General features: G+C 48.8%; 20 protein-coding genes. All 20 read right to left on the minus strand.

Going from position 1 to position 20,327, the window contains the following annotated elements; translation table 11 throughout:
• Position 1: 1 nt before the first annotated feature.
• Entirely contained in the window at positions 2-1,489 is a 1,488-nt protein-coding gene (gene rng, locus CLC91_RS04935; protein ID WP_095497908.1) for a ribonuclease G, read from the minus strand.
• Positions 1,482-2,069 (minus strand): Maf family protein, encoded by a 588-nt coding sequence (locus CLC91_RS04940; protein WP_095497907.1) that lies wholly within the window; start codon positions 2,067-2,069, stop codon positions 1,482-1,484. Before CLC91_RS04940 ends, rng begins: the two co-directional genes overlap by 8 nt.
• Positions 2,070-2,558 carry a rod shape-determining protein MreD gene (gene mreD / locus CLC91_RS04945; protein WP_095497906.1) on the minus strand — a complete coding sequence of 163 codons (489 nt, stop codon included), beginning with the start codon at positions 2,556-2,558 and terminating at the stop codon, positions 2,070-2,072.
• Entirely contained in the window at positions 2,558-3,394 is an 837-nt protein-coding gene (gene mreC / locus CLC91_RS04950) for a rod shape-determining protein MreC (protein WP_095497905.1), read from the minus strand. Before mreC ends, mreD begins: the two co-directional genes overlap by 1 nt.
• Positions 3,395-3,431: 37 nt before the next feature.
• Positions 3,432-4,478 carry a rod shape-determining protein gene (locus tag CLC91_RS04955; protein ID WP_095497904.1) on the minus strand — a complete coding sequence of 349 codons (1,047 nt, stop codon included), beginning with the start codon at positions 4,476-4,478 and terminating at the stop codon, positions 3,432-3,434.
• Between the two features lie 189 nt (positions 4,479-4,667).
• A complete protein-coding gene (locus tag CLC91_RS04960) occupies positions 4,668-9,092 on the minus strand; it encodes a DUF6701 domain-containing protein (protein WP_095500075.1) in 4,425 nt (1,474 codons plus the stop codon).
• The gene (locus CLC91_RS04965; protein WP_095497902.1) at positions 9,082-9,522 is read right to left on the minus strand and encodes an MSHA biogenesis protein MshP; all 441 of its coding nucleotides are present in this window, start codon (positions 9,520-9,522) and stop codon (positions 9,082-9,084) included. Before CLC91_RS04965 ends, CLC91_RS04960 begins: the two co-directional genes overlap by 11 nt.
• Entirely contained in the window at positions 9,512-10,324 is an 813-nt protein-coding gene (locus CLC91_RS04970; protein ID WP_095497901.1) for a PilW family protein, read from the minus strand. Before CLC91_RS04970 ends, CLC91_RS04965 begins: the two co-directional genes overlap by 11 nt.
• Positions 10,324-10,839, minus strand: coding sequence for a prepilin-type N-terminal cleavage/methylation domain-containing protein (locus tag CLC91_RS04975; protein WP_095497900.1), 516 nt, complete (start codon positions 10,837-10,839; stop codon positions 10,324-10,326). The genes CLC91_RS04970 and CLC91_RS04975 overlap by 1 nt, the downstream gene beginning before the upstream one ends.
• Positions 10,829-11,302 (minus strand): pilus assembly FimT family protein, encoded by a 474-nt coding sequence (locus tag CLC91_RS04980; protein ID WP_095497899.1) that lies wholly within the window; start codon positions 11,300-11,302, stop codon positions 10,829-10,831. Before CLC91_RS04980 ends, CLC91_RS04975 begins: the two co-directional genes overlap by 11 nt.
• Before the next feature lie 176 nt (positions 11,303-11,478).
• A complete protein-coding gene (locus CLC91_RS04985; protein ID WP_095497898.1) occupies positions 11,479-11,991 on the minus strand; it encodes a type II secretion system protein in 513 nt (170 codons plus the stop codon).
• 188 nt (positions 11,992-12,179) lie between these two features.
• Positions 12,180-12,722: a prepilin-type N-terminal cleavage/methylation domain-containing protein gene (locus CLC91_RS04990; RefSeq protein WP_095497897.1), complete on the minus strand. Its 543-nt coding sequence runs from the start codon at positions 12,720-12,722 to the stop codon at positions 12,180-12,182.
• A 123-nt stretch (positions 12,723-12,845) separates the two neighbouring features.
• A complete protein-coding gene (locus tag CLC91_RS15170) occupies positions 12,846-13,346 on the minus strand; it encodes a type II secretion system protein (protein ID WP_179287535.1) in 501 nt (166 codons plus the stop codon).
• A gap of 238 nt (positions 13,347-13,584) precedes the next feature.
• Entirely contained in the window at positions 13,585-14,079 is a 495-nt protein-coding gene (locus CLC91_RS05000; RefSeq protein ID WP_095497895.1) for a type II secretion system protein, read from the minus strand.
• Positions 14,080-14,121: 42 nt separating this feature from the next.
• Complete coding sequence (locus CLC91_RS05005) at positions 14,122-14,724, minus strand: prepilin-type N-terminal cleavage/methylation domain-containing protein (protein ID WP_095498141.1); 603 nt, start codon at positions 14,722-14,724, stop codon at positions 14,122-14,124.
• A gap of 117 nt (positions 14,725-14,841) precedes the next feature.
• The gene (locus tag CLC91_RS05010) at positions 14,842-15,333 is read right to left on the minus strand and encodes a hypothetical protein (protein WP_095497894.1); all 492 of its coding nucleotides are present in this window, start codon (positions 15,331-15,333) and stop codon (positions 14,842-14,844) included.
• Positions 15,334-16,551 (minus strand): type II secretion system F family protein, encoded by a 1,218-nt coding sequence (locus CLC91_RS05015; protein ID WP_095497893.1) that lies wholly within the window; start codon positions 16,549-16,551, stop codon positions 15,334-15,336.
• A complete protein-coding gene (locus tag CLC91_RS05020; protein WP_095497892.1) occupies positions 16,551-18,314 on the minus strand; it encodes a GspE/PulE family protein in 1,764 nt (587 codons plus the stop codon). The genes CLC91_RS05015 and CLC91_RS05020 overlap by 1 nt, the downstream gene beginning before the upstream one ends.
• Before the next feature lies 1 nt (position 18,315).
• The gene (locus CLC91_RS05025; RefSeq protein WP_095497891.1) at positions 18,316-19,428 is read right to left on the minus strand and encodes a tetratricopeptide repeat protein; all 1,113 of its coding nucleotides are present in this window, start codon (positions 19,426-19,428) and stop codon (positions 18,316-18,318) included.
• Positions 19,425-20,324 (minus strand): ExeA family protein, encoded by a 900-nt coding sequence (locus CLC91_RS05030; protein ID WP_095500076.1) that lies wholly within the window; start codon positions 20,322-20,324, stop codon positions 19,425-19,427. Before CLC91_RS05030 ends, CLC91_RS05025 begins: the two co-directional genes overlap by 4 nt.
• Positions 20,325-20,327 lie beyond the last annotated feature (3 nt).

Here is a 20,327-nt window from a genome sequence, read left to right on the forward strand (position 1 = left end):
ACTACATCATCACCACATCAAACTTATCTTGGGTATACAAGTGTTCATTGCGTAAGTTAATTTTCTTACCTAAGTACACTTCCAATTCTGCAACCAATTCGTTGTCTTGAGTCGATAGTGACTCGAAAACAGATGGCGCGCAGTACACCACAAATTCATCGGCATCGTAGGCACGATCGACGCGAATGATTTCGCGCAATATCTCAAAGCTGACGGTTTCAACCGTTTTCATCGAGCCACGCCCTTTACAACATGGGCATTCGTCGCAAAGCACATGCTCAAGGCTTTCTCGCGTGCGTTTACGAGTCATTTCCACCAGTCCTAGGCTCGAAAAACCACTGATGTTAGTTTTGACTCTATCCGACGCCAGCGCTTGCTCAAGCGCTGTTAGCACCCGCGTTTGGTGCTCACTGCTGCTCATGTCGATAAAATCAATGATGATAATGCCACCAAGATTTCGCAGTCTCAGCTGATGAGCAATGGCCTGTGTGGCCTCTAGGTTCAAGTTAAAAATGGTTTCTTCGAGATTGCGACTGCCGACAAACGCTCCGGTATTCAAATCGATGGTGGTCATGGCCTCGGTTTGATCGACAATCATGTATCCGCCGGATTTTAAATCGACCCGTTTTTCCAGCGCTCGTTGAATTTCTTTCTCCACATCGTACTGATCAAACAACGGATTGGGACCACGATACAAAGTCAGTTTATCGGTAAGCTCGGGCATAAACTCTCGGCAAAACATCGACAACTCTTCAATGGTTTGGTGCGAATCCACCAGTACTTTATCAAGTTTGGTGCCAACGAAATCGCGAATAATACGAACCGGCAAGATCAAATCACGATAAAGATCCCGCACGCCTTTGCGAGCTTTGCGCTCTAAGACTTTTTTCCACACTTGACGTAAAAACTTAGCGTCTTGTATGAGCTCTTGCTCGCCAACCCCTTCAGCAGCGGTGCGTATAATGAAACCACCAGATTCATCCACAAAAGGCTCGGTTAATTTACGTAAACGTTCTCGCTCTTGTTCCGATTCAATTCGTTGCGATACGCCGACATGGGAGGCGCTGGGCATGAAGACCAGATACCTAGAAGGCAATGTAATATCTGTAGTGAGTCTCGCGCCTTTGGTGCCAATAGGGTCTTTGACTACTTGAACCACCAGCTCCTGACCCTGATGCACCAGTCGACCGATGTTGGCTTGCAACTTTTGCTTATCTTCTTCATCAACGCACTCGGTGTGCACCACAATATCCGACGCATGCAAAAACGCTGCTTTGTCGAGACCAATATCGATAAAAGCAGCCTGCATACCCGGCAGCACTCGAGTCACTTTACCTTTGTAGACGTTGCCCACTAAACCGCGCTTCATCCGCCGTTCGATGTGGATTTCTTGAAGGGTACCATTTTCCACGAGGGCCACTCGTGACTCGGTGGGCGTGACATTGATTAACAGTTCTGCACTTAACGCATTATCTTGATATTTAGCCATGGTTCCACTCCAAAGCTGAATCGACGAGCCTACGGGTCTCAACCAAAGGTAAGCCAACCACACTGGAATAGCTGCCATTGATTGACTCTACAAAGTTGCCACCGATACCTTGGATGCCGTAGCTACCGGCTTTATCAGCAGGCTCTCCGGTATCCCAATATTGCTTTATTTGTTGCTCAGTTAACTGACAAAATCTTACCACAGTTGTGACCACAACAGATTGACTTTTAAAACCATTTGTTACCGCCACCGCAGTCATGACTTGATGTTCATTGCCACTCAACCTGGTGAGCATTTCAGCACTGTGTTGCGCATCCTTGGGCTTACCCAGCAAACAATTATCGATCACAACGATAGTGTCTGAGCCGAGAACAATTGCCCCGGTTGTAGGTGCATGAATCAATCCCGCCTTGGCCTTTTCATTGGCTAGGCGCTCCACATAGGCAGCAGGCGCTTCACCACTAAACGGCGTTTCATCAATGTCACAGCTTACGCTGCTAAATCGGTATCCAAGTTGCGACAGCAGTTGCCGGCGACGTGGTGAGGCTGAGGCCAACACGATGTCTGCAGAAGTATTCATTTAGCGCACCTTAAAGTCACGGCGCAATCGTTTTAACAGCCAATAAGCCCAAAACCAAATAACAAGATTAGACACCGCCGGTAGTAATTCTGCTGGGTCAAAGGCAACGCGATGAATCGCAAATTGAATCCAGAAAATGATCAAATGATAAACGATGCTGAGCGACGCGATAATGATGGACTGTTGCCAAATGGGAAAGTTACGAATGCGTTTATAATGCAGTGCAATCACATAAATCATGAGCGCTAAGGCAAGCCCGCGCACTCCCATGGTAGCCCCGAGCAAAATGTCTAACATGATGCCCAGTATCCAGGCGGTTAAAATGCTGTAGCGATGGGGTAATGCCATGGTCCAATAGGCCAGCGCAATGAACACCCAGTCGGCTCTAAAGTCCGCCACAACCGACGGCAATGGCATAATTTGCAATAGCAGCGCCATGATGAGCGTAGCCCAGACAATGCCTCTACCATTCGCAGCCTGTAGCGCCATTACTCTTCCTCTTCCTGGTGCGTTTGTCCTTCCGGCCAAAGCAGCAGTACGTAGCGGATTCGGTCTAAACTCGCCAACGGCTTAACCATGACCTTGGCGTAACGACGACCATCGCCTCGTTCAACAGATTCCACTCGCGCCACGGGATAACCTTCGGGAAACCGTCCGCCCAGTCCAGAAGACACCAGCAAATCTCCGGCATTAATGTCGGTACTGGTGGGCAAATGGCGAATTTCCATTACGTCTAAATCGCCGGTGCCCTGAAGTACGCCACGAACGTCGTTCCTGCTCACTCGTACCGGTATGGCATGGCTGCTGTCACTGATGAGCAACACCCGAGAGGTCAGTTGTGACACTTGCGTTACCTGGCCAATAATGGCTTTGTCATCAATGACTGGTTGCCCTACGAACACCCCTTGCCGCTCGCCAACACCGAGAGTCACATAGTGATGGTAAGGGTCGGCGTCCACCGCCATCACTTCAGCGACCCGTTTTTGGGCATCTTGACGAACCGGTGAACCGAGCAAGGCGCGTAATCTCAGGTTTTCCTGATTAAGGTGTTCAAACCGTTGTAAGCGCTCACTCATCAAAAGTTGCTGCTCGAGCAAATCTTGGTTGCGCTTTTTTAACTGATTGCGAGTAGCAAGGCTTGAGGAAACCCAATCCATTAGATTGCCCGGCACGTTGGCCGCTAACTGCAACGGAGATAGCAAGGAAGACAGTGATTGACGAGCCGGCTCGATGCGATCTTTAGCCACAATCAACGCCAGCGATAAAATAATCGCCAGAGTTAATCTAAATTGTATCGATACGCCGCGCCCAAAAATTGGATTCATAAAAAATTAAGGCGGCTAGCGCCGCCCCAAGCTGTTATTAAATTTCGTCAGAGAACAGATCGCCGCCATGCATGTCGATCATTTCCAATGCTTTACCACCGCCGCGAGCAACACAGGTGAGTGGATCTTCCGCAATCATGACCGGAATTCCAGTTTCTTGCATCAATAAGCGATCCAAATCTTTAAGCAAGGCACCACCACCGGTTAACACCATGCCGTGTTCTGAAATATCGGAAGCCAGCTCTGGTGGCGACTGTTCTAATGCCACTAATACCGCGCTGATAATGCCCGATAGCGGCTCTTGCAGAGCCTCAAGAATTTCGTTGCTATTTAGGGTAAAGCTGCGAGGAACCCCTTCCGCTAAATTGCGACCACGCACTTCAATCTCAGCAACTTCATCACCCGGGTAGGCACTGCCGATCTTGGTTTTAATGCGCTCAGCGGTTGCTTCACCAATGAGCGAGCCATAGTTACGACGCACGTAGTTGATAATGGCTTCATCGAATTTATCGCCACCAATGCGCACACTGGAACTGTACACTACGCCATTTAACGAAATAATGGCGACTTCGGTAGTACCACCACCAATATCCACCACCATAGAGCCGGTCGGTGCAGACACAGGCAAATCAGCACCAATCGCTGCCGCCATAGGCTCTTCGATTAAGTACACTTCACGAGCACCAGCACCAAGGGCAGATTCACGAATGGCTCGACGTTCCACTTGTGTAGCGCCAACCGGCACACACACTAAAACGCGCGGACTGGGTCTGAAAAAGCTGTTGTTGTGAACTTGGGTAATAAAATGCTGCAGCATTTTTTCGGTCACGTAAAAGTCAGCGATAACGCCGTCTTTCATCGGACGAATGGCCTGAATGTTACCGGGGGTACGACCCAGCATTTGTTTCGCTGCAGCACCGACTGCCGCGACAGACTTCTGAGCGCCGTTACGATCACCACGTATGGCAACCACTGATGGTTCATCAAGGACAATGCCTTCTTCGCGAACATAAATGAGCGTGTTCGCTGTACCTAAATCGATTGATAAGTCAGTAGAAAAAATACCGCGCAACTTTTTAAACATGAAACAGGCCTGTTTATACAAAATAAGTCTAAAGAGAGAAAACAGCCCACTTTACCAATGCAAGGGCTTTTCCACAAGGTTTGAACCGCGTCAATTGCGATAAAAAAGGGTTAGCGCACCAAAATGTCACTAACCCTAATATTTGGCATGTATTTTCTGGCTAAGTTCCGTTTTATAGTGGACAAATTGTTAGTTAATTTCCCGCCAATAAATAATGCGATCGTTGCCTCTGTAGGTGCCAAAGTAGGCACTGGCTCTGGGTTCATTTAAGTCCGTTGGCGAGCTACCGTCCCAGTTCCAATACCATTGTAACCAAGGGGTATTATCGAGGTGCAAAGGCGCTTGTACCTGTCCACGATAGCCATTAGTAGCTCGCCACAACAACAGCGCTTTGCCATCACTGGCGACGTTACCATCGTTGTTGCGCTGCACACTTTGAGCACCGCTTAGCTCCGGTTGATAGACATACCCAGAAGACGTATCCGAGCTGGCTTTACGCAACTCAGGTGTACTTAACACAGAACACTGATCATCGCGGTTCAGTTGCCAAGTACTGCCATTCCAGTATTCCATTGCGGCGCTCATTGACAATTGGGCGCTTTCTGGGCCAAAGGTATTTTCTAAGGTAAGGCGACCTAAGCGCACATCAATTAGATCAATCAGCTTGGCATCACAATTGGCACTTGAGCAATTACCAACAATGGAAGCCGCCATATCTGGATCGGCAACCAAGCCGTAACCGCCGTCGTTGTCATTAATTTGCACACCAACTCTAAGTTGCTGATAGGGGCCATCAACAGTGGGGGCAGCCGCTCTTGCTAAAGCGCTGCTGGCGTTGACTTGAGCTTGGCCTAACGCCCAATTGAGGCCATTAATCTGAGTCAATCGGTCATTTAACGGGTTACCACTCAAGGCGTTCGCCGCAACCAGCTGTGAAGAAGCTTTAGCAAAATCACCAAAATAATTCTGAGTTCTTTGGCCACCAATATTTTGTGCCTCTACTTGCCACTGCGCGGTAAAGGGTTGTGCCATATAACTAAATCCGCCAGCGCTGCAACCGGCAATAATGCTTTGGCCACTAATGGCGTACTGACTGGGCACAAAGCGGCCGCTGCTATCACTCACGCCTTTGGCAATGGGTGCTGCAACTCCAAGATAGCTTGACGGCGGTGTGGCGGTGAACTGAAACACGCCGACTTCACTGCTGGTTTGCGTTACCTTGGTAAGCCCCTGCTTGGCCGCAAGATGGTCGTAAGTTTTCAGCGATACTTCGGTATTGCGACCTGCACTTGGCGCGATTAATTGCGCCCCGAGCTCTATGCCTGCATGGGCGTAATTTGGCGTATTCGGATTGTTGCATAGATCGGCGTCATCATTGTCAAGCCATGCTTTGGCCTGAATCGACAATTCAAAGCCTTCACCAGCCCGCTTAAACACCGAACAACTGCTGTCACCGCTGGCACAATTGGCCTGTGTGCTTACGCACAAACCAACGGGATAACTTACAAACTGGTCGGCTCCTTCGAGCACCAAGCCTTGCTCATCATCACTGCCAAGGTAGCGGGCATTCAATTCCACTTTACCGGCATCGGCATAGTCCACTCGCATCAAGGCTTCGCCGTTGCTATTAAAGTCCAACGACACCGGCGTGGCTTGAGCGGCATTGCCGCCCACATTTTGTTGCTGAACCGCCACCGGCCAGCTTTCCGGACGACCAGTATCGGCAGGGTCGATGTATTGACTCCAAAAATCGATGCTCTTAGTGGTGTCTTGGAATAGGGGCACACACGCCTGGCTGCTATCGTCTTTTTTTACCGCTCGAATAAGCACATTTTCTATGGGTTTGTTGGCTGGGTTATCCGGCACATCAAATTCAAAGCCGGCGTTGGCAAACGAAAGGGTACAATTGGCGGAATTTAAGCCACTGCTGCCACGTCGGCACAAGGTATCACTGCCAGGTCGAGTGCTAGGGATCGACCCTGACACCCCAATGGTGGTGGGCGAAGACGTATTTAAGCGCAAATCCACCGTGGTACTACCACCACTAAAAATAAGCGTGTTAGAAGGCAGCCAAGCACCATCGGTAATGGCTGCCGGCGACAAATTGGCTCGAACTTCCCCAGTAATCAGCTCACTGCAATCGCTATTGGCGCACGCTCGAACGGTCATGGTTTCGGCTTTACAGGTTAACGGTGATTGACTGTAATCAAATTCAAAATGGTCGATAAGCTGTCCCACAGGCTCCGACTTAATGGAGCACACCTTAAAATTATCGATTTCATGGTTGTTGAAAGCACCACCGGTTGAGCCGGTCAGTGATAGATAGAACTTCTCGGGAATATCACCTTGAGCCGGGTTAACTTCGTAGGCATCGAAACTGGGTATTAGCACCTCATAACCAGCGCCGCTGTCACGCTCTACTTCAATGAGATGCTTTCCGGGTATTTGCGAATCGAGCGTAATTCGGTACTTGTGATTTGGTCCTGGCGTGTTGGTTTGACGTTGATCTACCGGCGGATTAAGGCCGCCACCAGTGCCCGCTAAGAAGACAAAATCCGCTTGTTCCGAGCCTCGAATAGCTACCGCTTGTCGCTCAAATCCGGTACCGCCAACTCGCCCTTCATTGGGGTTACTGTAGTTGCCGTATTCATCCAATCCAATACCAATCCAACCGCCTGCAAACCCTGGAGTGCCGTCGTTGCGTTGCGCGTACCCCAGCGAACCGCCGTAACTGCCCGGCTGCGGAGTGATGGTTGAGTCAGATAACACCACAGCGACGCCATCAGCGCCTTGTCCACCGTTAGGCGACCAAGCGTTGTAATCAAACTCTAACACCACTTTATTGCCTTCGGCTGGGAATAATTTTTGATAGGTCAAGGCCGCCGCTTGGCGGCGCTTATCAGCGGTAATTCTCAGCCGCTGATTATCTTGAATCGATGGAATATCACTGCTTCCCAAGACTTTTGCAATCCAGTCATCGCCTAAGTCTGAACGATTAAAGTCGTCGCTGTAACACTGCAAAGGGTCCGGCTCTGGATTGGGCAGCGCGCAGCCACTTTGATTGCCATTAATGACAGAATTGAACCCAAGTGAAACACTGGGAGAGGTTACTTTACCAAATAGAAATGAGGCCGAATTCATGGTTAAACTGCCCGAGGCGGTTTGATAAATATTCGCGGCAATGGTGGAGGTGTTACCCATAACAATGCTGCCATACGACATAATAGTGAGCTGAGACGAATCACCACTGATGTTGGCACCTGTAGTATTAATAAAGCCGCCGCTTGGTAGAGATAATGAACCCACGTGCAACACGCTGTCGCCGGTGATTTGAATTTGTGTATCAAAGCCCAAGCTTAAGCTTTCTATCCAATATTCTCCGGGCGCTAATTTCACGCTGTAGGGATTACCAGAACGACCGCTACCTACGTTAAGCTGTTTAATTTTAACCCCAGCTGCATCAAGATTTAGCTGTGCTTTATTGTTCATATTAATCACGTTATAAAGCGCATCCGGCTCCGACAGCGTAAGCGATTGGTCGAATCCTAAGTTGTACGAGTCTCCGCTGGAATCCAGTGGGAACGGATCCACCACATCCGTCATGGCCGAGGCAAGACTGGATTCGATACAAGCACCGCCATCACACCCCTGATTGCCGGCATTGATTTGCGATGCGCTGTCATAGCCCAGCGCTCCGGCGATAGTGCCAATCACTGCACCGCGATGATTACCTAGATTAGCTTGATGGCCAGCACTGTAGCCATTCACTGGTGTTGGAAAGACCAATTCACATTGATCTAGTGTCGGCACATCTGCATTCGTCACCTGTGAACTGTCTTTTAGTTCGACTTTTTTGGCTGTTAAACGCCCATTAACTTGGCTCGTCTGCTCAACTTTTATGTCACCATCGGCATAAACAAACCCGTTAAACTGCGCGTTCTTTATTTTGACTTTTTCGTAGCTGACCAACAGTAATTGAAAACCACCAGAGGCATTGATTTGGGCATCTTCAAATTTAGCCTCACCGTTACCTTCGTCGCTGGTAAAAATTCGTACATCGCCACTTAAAACCAGTGTAGATCCGTCTATTTCTAGCTTTTCAATCCAGTAATCACCTGCCGCCAGCTCAACCGTGGCGTTATTTTCGACCTTTAATTCCTCCATACGGTAGTCGTTAGCAGGAAATTCTAGCGAACAGTCTTTGATCTTTACTTTTTTTAGGTCGGTCGCAACGATAGGATCGTCACAATCACTGACATCGCTGCCGCCATTTTGATATTGAAAACTGGGCAGGGATAACATAGGTACTGAAGCATTTTCTATAGCGCAACTTGCGGGGCTGCCGTCCTCATTAACACAGGTAAAGGTATCTTCATGCTTGTCTTTACAAAACTTAATGGTTGGGCTTAGCAAGCCAATGACACTAGGGTTGCTCGCGGTTTTGAACTCGCTGTCTGTTCCAGCGGTGCAACTGGTATCTAGGGATTGCTGATGGCCTTGAATAACATCAGGGAACTGGTTGGTATAAATGTCGTCAAAGGCATCGGCATGGGCCAAGTTTGTTAGCCCTAGCCACGCAGAAGTGGCGAGAGTCCATGATAAGTTACGGCTCATAACGCGCTCCTACTTCCACCGAGCGACTGACCCTTAAACAGCTCCCGGCATCGCCATTACAATTTCCAGATTCACACACTGCAGTCGACTGTATTCTAAATTCCTGCTGTGGACTTTGGCTTAGTTGGCTACAGCCTATGGTAACGCTGCACCCATTAAATCCTACACTGCCCACATCCGTATCTAAGTTCCAACTAGTACTGACATTGGCGCAAACTGGCACCGCGCCGCTTATAGGAAACAACTGTGACAGCGCTCTGTCGGCGCCACTGTTGGCACTGGCCAATGCACGCGCGCCCCATACTTCTAGCGTTAGCGCTTCGGCCGAATCTTGATTAACCCGTAACAACGCGGCCGCAAGCACCGCCATCACCGTAATGATGAAAATCGCTAAAATGAGTGAAGCACCACGTTGAGATTTAGGGAACATTGATCACCTGCACCTGATGTTGATAGCGAAGGCTGGCGCTGCCCAATTGATACTCCGGTTGTAGATGCACCATAGCGTTGTTGACCAAGGTCGAAGGGGTCAGCTCAATCGGCGGATCGTCATTTAGATCATTAACGATACCCTCGCTCATAAGTACCCCAGTACCCATTAAACTGGGCCCCGGTTGAAGCGCGTTGTCCCAGCGGTAGCCGGAATAGCGGCGCAATCGACCATCGCCTTCAAAACAATAACTGACCGCGCCTGTCACCAAATAAAAACGCTTACTGGGAGAGGATTCGAGAAACAGTACGGTGCGTTGAAATCGAACGACTTTGGTATCATCACTTGGGCCTGGACTGACGCTATTCACGGCAAAAGCCTTAGCGATGGACTGGCTATTATCCACGTAAGCATCGCTGGGCTGAAGCGGGTAGACCAACATGGTAAACCCTGAGCCGCTAACGTTGGGAGTAGGGTTAAACACCGTTGCGCTATTGCGAGCAGTCTCTGGAAACGTCGGAATGTCAATGTAACTGGCGCTGGCTTGAATAGGAATGAACTCAATGCATTGATAATCACTGCCAGAGTCCGTTCGCACGCTATTTGGCAGCGCCGAACGAATCTCTCGAGTCATACGTTCAATGGCAAAGCGACTTTGACTGATGATTTGATCGGTGGCGGTGGAGTCAGCAAATATGCGACTGCCATAGGTAATAAAACTGGTTACACCCACGCTCAAAATCCCGAGCAATATAACCACGGTGATCAACTCGACTAGGGTAAAGCCTCCATGCTTAGCCATTAGTAATTACTCCTAATCGCTTGATAAACAATGTCTTCACCATCAGGTGTGGTAACGGTTACTGTGATCAGTTTTTGCGCTTTGGTGCTGCTGTCACGATAACCCACCGATACGCTCATTAAGAAGTTTGGGTAGCGGTCCACATAGCGTTGACTGGAGTTCAGCATTAAACTGTTAATGGTTAAGCCATGATAATCACTGACGTTATCGAAGTCGTTTCTGTTTTTGCTGGAAGGACCGGTTGGGTCATCGGCACAAGGTACGCCATCAGCAGAGCCACAGGCTGGAACGCCGCCATTAACGCCCGAGTTTTCATCGAAACGTTTACCCCAAATTTCGTTAAGTATTGAATGGGCAAGCTCAGCTGAGCGCATGCGCTGCAAGGTTTCACCAGCTTTGTCTGCTTGAGGGTACAAGGTCGAGGTCAGCAAGGTAATGGCGATGGCACTTACCAAAATGCCGATAACCAGTTCTAATAGGGTAAATCCTGCCTGAGAGCGACCTCTAGTTTGCATAGATATACCCCTCGCTAGCGATGGCAATCGTAAGGGTTTCTTCTGCGATAACATCGATACAATTGCCGTTGCATGCCAAATTCGCTCGTCCATCGTGATCAAACTGAATAAAAAAACGGTCACTGCCGCTGAATTCAAGGTGAGTTCTTCGCGGTAAGGTTTGCACGGGCTCTTGCCTGATCACGTTGCCACTGCAATTAACGCCAAAGGTTTGTTGTTGATAATGACTCGGCGTGACGACGACCCGATAACAACGATCCACATTATTAAGCGCCAGTAGCTGAGTTTTTCTAAGCTCTGCAATAAACTCATCGCGCAGGCTATAGCTTGAGAAGCTGTCAGTGGCAATGAGACGCGGAAACACCACCACCGCAAGAATGGCAATGATGATTAATACGGTCACTAGCTCCACCAGGGTATAACCGCTTTGATGGCGACTCGTTGATTGCGCGTGCTCGGTCACAGGTGGCGTATCTCCCAATGACGCTTGTTGTATTCTTGTTATCCATAGTAACAGCCAAGCGCTACAGCGTAAAACGGGAATTTATAGGTAATATGCTGTTTTTTATAAGGTTAATAAAAAAGGCGATGAAGCTTGCGCTTATCGCCTTTTACGAGCTTATTCAGCACTGTCGCATTTTAGCAACCGTCTGTTTCTAATTCGTACACTGGTAGCGTTTGAGTATTGGCCGCTTCGCTGTAGATCAAGCGACACATATCCGCCGTAGTTGTGGTTGTACCGTCGTCTGGCGAGCCCACTTGAGTAAGAATAATCGAGGCAGGCGGTGTTGCCGCTGCTGGTGCGCTAACGGTCCACTCGTCACTGAAATCGGCATCAACCGCATTCGTTAATTCGTCTTCATCAGCTTGTAGGTAGCCAAAAGCCGTTGCTGCATTGGTACCGGTACCGATATCAACACCTTCACCCGTTCCCCAATCCGTTGACGCTTTTTGCTCATCACCGCCAATTGCCGCTTTAGCAAACACTAGGCCGTTAGCGCCTTGAATGGCACCTTTAAGACCGTTAAGGGTAGAAATACGAGCATCCGTTTGAAGATTAATAAATTTTGGCGCGGCGGTTACAGCCAAAATACCAAGGATAATGATAACAACCACTAATTCAATTAGGGTAAAACCTTTTGCTTGTTTCATAAAATTACATCTCTCTTTATTGTTTTCAATCAATCCGCCATGCAGGCAGCGGCTTGATCGTTATTGCGCACTTTCAATGGAACATTATCAAGGCTTGTTAATGCTGACAACCTTTATTTTCACCAATTAGCAACAAGTGTTAACTATTTATTCAAACGAAGAAATTTTCAGTTGCAATAAGGGCTTTACTAACAGTCGTCGGTGATAACTCGATATTGCGGCTGCTCGCCAGGAGCTTGGGCAGATTCATATTCTAGGCGGCATAATTGGGTGCGGTTAAATCCTGCCGGAAAGAAATGAAATTCGTTGCGATTTTTTGCATCCATACCAAATCCGCTGGCGGCTACTGTGCGGTTATTTCTCAGGCGGGTGATGCTATCGACGTTCAAAATGGTTTCTAAATTGGCAATGCTGCGGTTGTCATTGCGACCGCTGTTACTGAGATAACCAAAGTTGGTTTGCACAACCGTAGTGTCGTCAAGTTGGACCTGGCCTAAATCGCGGCGACGGGGATTAGCGCGGCCTACTTTTTCTGCACCTTGCAACACAGCCTTAGTGAAAATCAATGCATTAGCACTTTGCAAAGAGCCTTCAATGGTTTGCAGCGAGGTGACGTGGGCATCGCGCTTTAGGTTAATGAATTTAGGGGTCGCCACCGCTACCAGCACCCCAAGCACAACAATAACCACCACCATCTCAATTAGGGTAAATCCTTTGTTTTGTTGTTTCATGCTATGCTCGCTTACAAAAGGCGCTTTTTTGTTAAGCTAACAAAGCCCCCCACCAGATACAACAAACCGCAAACAAAAAACCGCACGGATTAAGTGCGGTTTTAGTCACTAACAACAGCTCAATTAGCAGTCTTTATCTTTCACTTCAATAAGCGGCTGACCACCGAGTGTTTGTGCTGGCGTGTACTCTAAATAGCATTCGCCCCCGTTATCTGGCGCACCCTTTTGGTGAATACGAACGGTATCGGCACCCACTTTGTGGGTTAACTGTACGTACTGCCACTCAGAATCAATACCAGTACCTGCAATGGCCAAATCGATGTCCATGGCTTCTTGTAAAGAGCCAATATCGGATTGCAAGTAACCGTAACGAATCGCTGGTGGATTGGCGCTACCAATATCAACCGTGGTGCCAGGATTGGTATCTAATCCGGCGATAGCGGCTTTAGAGAACACCAGTGCATTTGCGCCTTCCAGCGAACCTTTTAAGCCATGCAACGTAGCGCTGCGGGCATCTTTTTGAAGGTTAATAAACTTAGGAGCCGCCACAACCGACAGAATTCCAAGAATAATAATAACCACCACTAGCTCGATTAACGTAAAACCTTGCTGTTTCTTCATCATTTCACTCTCTCAGAAAAAGTAAAATCCTTTAACCAATATTCAAACGAACGCTTGCTTGGTTCCGTTAAGCTCGCTAAAGATTCAGGCCGAAAGTGTAATCATCTGACCCGGAGCGTATACTAGGAAATAGGTATTATCTTGAATGTGTGACAAGTGTGATTTTCGAGAGATTAATCACATAAATAGAGTAATTATTCAGTTGCAAAGAGCCCGCACAGCACGCGGGCTTGATGGGGGGTTAGCAATCGTCAGATTCAACGTTATAGGTAGGCAGTGCGCCGGCGCTCGCCGCTGGCGTGTACTCAATATGACAATCATCCGTGGCACTGTAGGGCGAGCCGCTTTGATAAATAGTAACGATACCGGCACTGGGTGAGTCGGCAACGAAATACCAATCGGCGAGTGTGGCACCACCCGAGGTGGCTAGTTCGATTTGCAAGGCTTCTTTTATACTGGCTTCGTCACCTTGCAAATAACCAAAACGAATTTTCGGGTCGGTAGCCCCACCGATATCGAGAGTGGTATCACTGTCTTGCTCTTTACCGGCAATGGCGGCCTTAGAAAAAACCAGCGCATTGGCTCCCTTAAATGCGCCTTCTAACCCTTCGAGCGTAGAAACCCGAGCATCGGATTGCAGGTTAATGAATTTAGGGGCCGCGGTAACCGCCAGTATCCCTAAAATAATGATCACCACCACCAGTTCAATTAAAGTAAAACCCGCTGCTCGCTTCATAACGCTCTCCAAGTACTACACATTGCTTAGAATGAATCGATGTTAATTCTTAAAGACTAATACCTGACCCGATCCTGGGTTGTAGGTGAAGCCTTTACCCGTTGTCGTACCTGGGTTTTGCGGAGCCGGAATGCCGGTCGCTTCGCTTAAGGTCAAGCTGTTCACTAAATGGTAGCGACACAAATCTACGGTTACCGCGGTTCCATCAAGACCCGTTACCGAGCCACCGCCGTTTTCTTGTACTGTAATATAAATGCGCTCACCCTTGGCAGATTCACCTTGGACGACGTTACGTGGGGCATTTTGCAGCACGCGATCGAACACCGCCTGGCACGAGTTTACGTCCATGGCACTGGCATCGGTATTGGCCTCAGTACCCGTTGGAAAGCCAAAGCGAGTATCTAAGCCGATGCGCGTACCGTCTAAGGTGACCTCGTCGTTGCGACGACCGTCAACTTCCCATTGTGAACGAACAAAACTGACCGCGGTTGCTAGGCCACCCGCCATGCCTTCGGCACTGGCGTCTTCAGCTTCTTCGGTAACATTTAAAAATCGTGGAATGGCGGTTGCCGCCAACAAGCCTAATATGACGATCACTATGACCAATTCGATCACCGTGAAACCTTGGTTTCTGGATTTATACATAAGTTGCTTCCCTTTAAAATTTACGTACGCTTTCGTTGTTATTCGTTGTGATTGTTCACTATTAGAGCCATTTAAAGACATTACAACGAAAGTTACAAGCTTGTTATTGGTCAATCGTCAATCTTTTGGCTCAATGACCAGCAGTCTGCCAGTTTCCACTTGGTAACTCATGGCGCTGCCATCGGATACCCGATAGCGACACACCTTACTACTTCGATCAAAGCCAGCTCGCAAATTACCGTTAGCAAACTGATCGTCGCGGGCCGTCCCTTGAATTGCTCGCCATAGTGCTTGGCAACCAGATTCCGTTCTATGAGTGGGCGTTGGCCACCCCGACGCTGACATGGCAACCGTTATCGATTGATTGCTGCCATGAAGTTCAGCGGTTATCTGTTGCGGTCGCCCTTGAGTCATCCATTGTGATCGCAGCATGTTAGTAACGGTAATCCAACGCACTTGCTCTTGTTCTAAATGGGTTTGATCAAGACTGGTGGACATAGGAGCAAAGCGCCAACCAATAACAGCCATCACCACCATCACAATCATGACGGTGACGATTAACTTACCGCTGCTAAGGAGTTCAAGATCTGCTTTTTGTTGCCGTTGCACTTAACCCCCTTTTACCGCTTGCAGCATGTCCCACATTGGCAAGTAAATGCCCAATGCTAGTATCAACACAATAATGGCCACAAAACCGATTAAGATAGGTTCAATTTTCGCGGTTAGATTTTGCAAGTCGAAGTCGGTTTCCCGCTCGTAAAAACCTGCCGCATCATCGAGCAAGCCGTCGATGTTGCCGGTTTCCTCGCCGACGGCAATCATCTGCAATACCAAGGGTGTAAATAGCTCACTTTGATTAGCGGAGCGCAGCACCGAGTCGCCCCCTTCAATTTGGCGCCGAATACCGACAATGCGGTCATGCATATAAGCGTTATCCACCGCATCGGCCACCAAACTGAGTGACTGAGTCATGGGCAGCCCGGCGCGCAACATCATGGCGAAACTGCGACAAAAGCGCGATAAGGTTGAACGTTCAATAATGCTACCAACAATGGGCATTCTTATTTTTCGATAATCCCATTTATAGCGGCCTTTTTCGGTTTTCAGCCAATAGCGAACTCCAAATACCCCGAGCACAACGCTGAGCAGCATTAACGGCCAAAAGCTGACGAAGAAATCGGAGGTACCGATTAGAATTCGCGTAGGCAGCGGTAATTCTGCACCAAATTTAGAGAACATCTCGGCAAACTTTGGAATCACGAAAATATTCAAGATCACCAAAGCTATGGCTATCGCCACCACCACTAAAATCGGATAACGGGTGGCGGATTTGATTTGTCGTCGAGTTTCTTGTTCACGCTCAATATAACTGGAAAGCTGTAAGAACACCTCGTCTAGCTTACCGGTATTTTCACCCACATGAACCATGGACACATAAAGGTTATTAAACACATCTGAGTGTTTGTTCATGGCCGCCGATAACGGTTTACCCGCAGTTAACTGCTCATGAATGCTTTCCAATGCCGCTTTCATTTGCGGTGAATGAGAATTGTCAGCCAGCCCTCTTATGGCTCGAAGAATCGGAATGCCTGACTTGGTCAGAGAATACATTTGCCGGGTAAAAATCAGTAACTCGTCGAGACTCACTTTCTTCACCAACAAATCGCTTAAACTAACGCTTTGCTGCTGCTTTTTCTTACTCACTTCCAAGGGAATGATGGAGCGTCTTAACAGCATATCGGCCGCCGCAGCTTCCGAGTTGGCTTCGATCTCTCCATTGACCAACGCCCCTTGATTGTCACGACCTCGATAGTGAAACTCTGGCATTAACTCACTCCTTGACTAACCGCAACCGCGGCTGGCTCTATGGCGGGGTGATGCTGCCCATCGACGTCCTCAACTAAGCGCGCAACCTCTTCCACCGTAGTGAGCCCTTGAGCTAAGAAGTCCAACGCCGATTTAGCCAAAGGAACAAAACTGGGACTGTTGTGAGCAGCTTCTGAGAAGGCCTGAGGATCGCCAATGCGCATTGCGTCCATCATGGCATCGTCTAATTCCAAAATTTCAAACACGCCTATTCGACCGCGATAGCCGGTACCGGCACACACTTGGCAACCGGGTCCTTTGCGATAGTTACCCGTGACCTCAGCTTGTCCCGTTACGCTTTGCAGCCAGGTACGTTCACTGGTGGTTAGGGTGTGCTCGTGGCCGCAACTAAAGCACACTTTACGCACCAGCCGTTGCGCAATAATCACCCGCAAGGCACTGGCCACCAAATACGCCGCCGCCCCCATATCCAACAGCCTTAATGCGGAAGTAATGGCATCGTTGGTGTGTAAGGTCGACAAGACAAAGTGCCCTGTTAAGGCGCCTCGAAGGCCAATATCAACGGTCTCTTTATCCCGCATTTCCCCTACCATAATGATGTCGGGATCTTGTCGTAATGAAGTTCGCAACACCTTAGAAAAGTCTAGGCCGATTTTATAATTAACCTGAACTTGATTGATGCGGGGAATTTGATACTCCACCGGATCTTCAACGGTAATAATTTTACGTTGAGCCGAATTTAACTCTGACAATACCCCATACAAGGTGGTCGTTTTACCGGATCCGGTAGGACCGGTGACCAGCAGCATGCCATTCGGTCGCTGAATGTGGCGTCGCAGTCTGGCGATCATGTCGGTAGGCATGCCTGTTTCTTCTAATGTCAGCAGGCCAACTGATTGATCTAACAAACGCATCACCACCGACTCGCCATGGGAAACCGGCATGGTTGATAAACGCACGTCAATTTTGTGCTTGTTCACTTCAATATGAAAACGACCATCCTGCGGCAAACGCTTTTCTGAAATGTCGAGACCCGCCATTAACTTAAGACGCAGCACCAGTGCTGATGCAATTTTAACCTCCGGAAGCAAGGTTTCATTAAGGTGACCATCGATACGTTGTCGAATTCTTAACGCGTTTTCCGCGGGCTCGATGTGAATATCGGACGCACGCATTTGCACGGCATCAGCAAAAATCGATTGCAACAGTTTAACTACAGTGGTTTCACTGTCGCTATCTTCGCTGGTCAGCTGCCCCAAACTAAAACTGTCATCGGCGGCGTATTCTTCATCGAGCTGCTCCGCCATCGAAGCAATTTCATCGGTGCGGCGATACAAATTATCGAAAGCATCTAACAATTGGTGTTCAGGAACCACCGCAATACCAAGCTTTTTCGGCTCCAGTAAACGCTCGAGATTATCGATGGCTTGTAGGTCAGCAGGGTCGGACATGGCCACCAATACGTGGTCAGGGTGAACCTCTAAAGGCAAGGCGCGATAACGCCTGGCTTGTACCTCAGGAATAAGTCGCAAGGTATTTTGGTCGATGTTTCTGCGAGTAATATCAATAAAAGGTACTTTCAATTGCTGCGCTAAAAACGTAAGCAGTTGGTGCTCGCTAATACAACCCGAAGCAATCAGCGTGCGCCCCAATTTGTCACCAGTTTTCTGCTGCTGTACTAACGCAGCATTCAGTTGGGCTTCTGTGATGATGTGTTCTTGAACGAGCAAATCGCCCAATCGCATTTTCAGTTTAGGCTGCAAATCAACCTCCTAACTGGTTAATTCGGTTTAAAAGATATTGCCGCGCATCCGCCGATAATTCCGTGGCGAGCAAGGCACTTTTGTAAGCACTTAAGGCGGGTTGTGATTGCCCTTGAGAATCCAAGGCGTACCCTTTGCCAATCCACCATTTAGCCACGCTTGGTTGCAACTGTGTCAGCGCATCGAAGCTGTAAGCGGCCACATCATGATTCTGCGCGGTTTGCGCTAATTCACTCATTAAAATCAAGCCTTTTGTGTGACTTTCAGTGGCCTTCAAATTCAGTGAGACTAAGCGCTGCAAAGCTTGGCTAGGCTGTTCATTTTGCTGCAATATTCTGGCTTGTAGAATGCCAAACTGTTTTTGTTCAGGGAATTGCAGCAAGCCTTCTTGTAAAACTTCCATGGCTCGACGCGTATCAGCAATGCCAAACAACAAGGCTGCCAATTCGTTACGAACCTGATGCTGATGCGGCTGTAATAGCAACGACTTAGAATATTCTTCACTGGCTTTTTCAAGCTCACCTTGTTGCTTCCATTGGCGTGCGCTGGCAAGTGACTTACTGGCGCGTTGTTCAGGGGTAAGCTTAACCTCTGTCAGCTGAAAAGTGGGCTTTGCAGTGACCACTGCCGCGATTGTCTGGGTTTGTTTTTGTTTAGCAGGCTCGGCTATGGCAACAACTTCAACCGCCTCTTCTTGAGATTTAGGCTCGGGCTCAGGCTTAGAATCGGCCACCTCCAAAGAAACAGGCTTTGACTGAATCGGCTCAACTTGTGCTGTAACCGAGACATCAGTCTCCTGCTCGTTTTGGTGTGCTGTCGCTGCTTCGGCTTCACCTGCTTCATTGAGCATGGTTTTAAGCGACGACGACTTTGCCTTAGTCGGCTCTACAGCCGTCGATACTGCAGGCTGTGTTGGCTCCCAACTAATCGTGAGCTTAGGCATTAATAACACCGCAAACGCCGTGCCCACTAACGCCCCGCCAATCACCAAGCCCGACCATAAACTTTTAGAGCGAAACCAAGGCGTCGCCGGTTGATACGGTGTCATGGCAATGCCAGATTCCTCAGCACGGCGTTGATCCAACTCTTTGAGCATTTGGTTAATGACACTCATAACATCAGCTCCTGCCAGGCCAAGTAACCCGCCGCGATCAACAACGCCATAGCCGGAAGCGCTAACCGCAGAGACCAGTGAGACAATTGCGCATCTTCGGTGTCATCTATCACCATTTGTAACTGTTTAGCGGAGACCCGTTGAGTGCCACTGCCATAAGCCAACATCATGGCTTTATGACACAGTACGTTGACCAACCTAGGAATGCCTCGCGACGCCTTAAACAAAGTCCCGATACGGCCATCGTCGAACACTTTATCACCACGCCAACCGGCCACCTTTAATCGATGTTCAACGTAGCCGGCCACCTCGGCACGCGATAGCGCGCGCAACTGGTAAGAAAAGCCGATTCGTTGTCGTAGTTGCCGAAACTTATCTTGTTTTAGGCGAAGATCCAGCTCAGGCTGACCAAAGAGCACCACCTGCACCAATTTGCTGGTCTCGGTTTCTAAGTTAGTGAATAACCGCAGAGCTTCTAAACTTTCGTCGGGCAAAGCTTGCGCTTCATCCACCACAATAATGGCTCGCTTATTCTGCTCTGCAAGGCTTAGTAGCTTGGATTGAATCAGTTGAATCAGTTGTTGCTGATCAACGCTTGAGGTGTACTCAAGCCCCAACTCACAAGCCACCGCCCAACGCAACTCTTGTGGCGACAAATACGGATTAGGTAAGTAAACACAGGCGAATTGGTGCGACATATCATTGAGCAGCTTGCGGCAAATTAAGGTTTTACCCGTGCCCACTTCACCCACCACTTTTATGAATCCTTCACCGCCGGTTAGCGCCGTATGCAAAACCTGCAAGGCTTCAACATGCGGTGCCAGCCCAAAAAAGAAGCTGGTATTCGGCGTTAGCGAAAACGGCGCCTTACTGAGGCCGAAATGCTGCAAGTACATCGA

Source organism: Paraferrimonas haliotis (genome assembly GCF_002282895.1).
GTDB lineage: Bacteria > Pseudomonadota > Gammaproteobacteria > Enterobacterales > Shewanellaceae > Paraferrimonas > Paraferrimonas haliotis.

Coding starts and splice junctions, on each gene's coding strand:
- rng (WP_095497908.1), bottom strand. CDS start 1,489: ATGGCTAAATATCAAGATAATGCGTTAAGTGCAGAACTGTTAATCAAT.
- CLC91_RS04940 (WP_095497907.1), bottom strand. CDS start 2,069: ATGAATACTTCTGCAGACATCGTGTTGGCCTCAGCCTCACCACGTCGC.
- mreD (WP_095497906.1), bottom strand. CDS start 2,558: ATGGCGCTACAGGCTGCGAATGGTAGAGGCATTGTCTGGGCTACGCTC.
- mreC (WP_095497905.1), bottom strand. CDS start 3,394: ATGAATCCAATTTTTGGGCGCGGCGTATCGATACAATTTAGATTAACT.
- CLC91_RS04955 (WP_095497904.1), bottom strand. CDS start 4,478: ATGTTTAAAAAGTTGCGCGGTATTTTTTCTACTGACTTATCAATCGAT.
- CLC91_RS04960 (WP_095500075.1), bottom strand. CDS start 9,092: ATGAGCCGTAACTTATCATGGACTCTCGCCACTTCTGCGTGGCTAGGG.
- CLC91_RS04965 (WP_095497902.1), bottom strand. CDS start 9,522: ATGTTCCCTAAATCTCAACGTGGTGCTTCACTCATTTTAGCGATTTTC.
- CLC91_RS04970 (WP_095497901.1), bottom strand. CDS start 10,324: ATGGCTAAGCATGGAGGCTTTACCCTAGTCGAGTTGATCACCGTGGTT.
- CLC91_RS04975 (WP_095497900.1), bottom strand. CDS start 10,839: ATGCAAACTAGAGGTCGCTCTCAGGCAGGATTTACCCTATTAGAACTG.
- CLC91_RS04985 (WP_095497898.1), bottom strand. CDS start 11,991: ATGAAACAAGCAAAAGGTTTTACCCTAATTGAATTAGTGGTTGTTATC.
- CLC91_RS04990 (WP_095497897.1), bottom strand. CDS start 12,722: ATGAAACAACAAAACAAAGGATTTACCCTAATTGAGATGGTGGTGGTT.
- CLC91_RS15170 (WP_179287535.1), bottom strand. CDS start 13,346: ATGATGAAGAAACAGCAAGGTTTTACGTTAATCGAGCTAGTGGTGGTT.
- CLC91_RS05000 (WP_095497895.1), bottom strand. CDS start 14,079: ATGAAGCGAGCAGCGGGTTTTACTTTAATTGAACTGGTGGTGGTGATC.
- CLC91_RS05005 (WP_095498141.1), bottom strand. CDS start 14,724: ATGTATAAATCCAGAAACCAAGGTTTCACGGTGATCGAATTGGTCATA.
- CLC91_RS05015 (WP_095497893.1), bottom strand. CDS start 16,551: ATGCCAGAGTTTCACTATCGAGGTCGTGACAATCAAGGGGCGTTGGTC.
- CLC91_RS05025 (WP_095497891.1), bottom strand. CDS start 19,428: ATGAGTGTCATTAACCAAATGCTCAAAGAGTTGGATCAACGCCGTGCT.
- CLC91_RS05030 (WP_095500076.1), bottom strand. CDS start 20,324: ATGTACTTGCAGCATTTCGGCCTCAGTAAGGCGCCGTTTTCGCTAACG.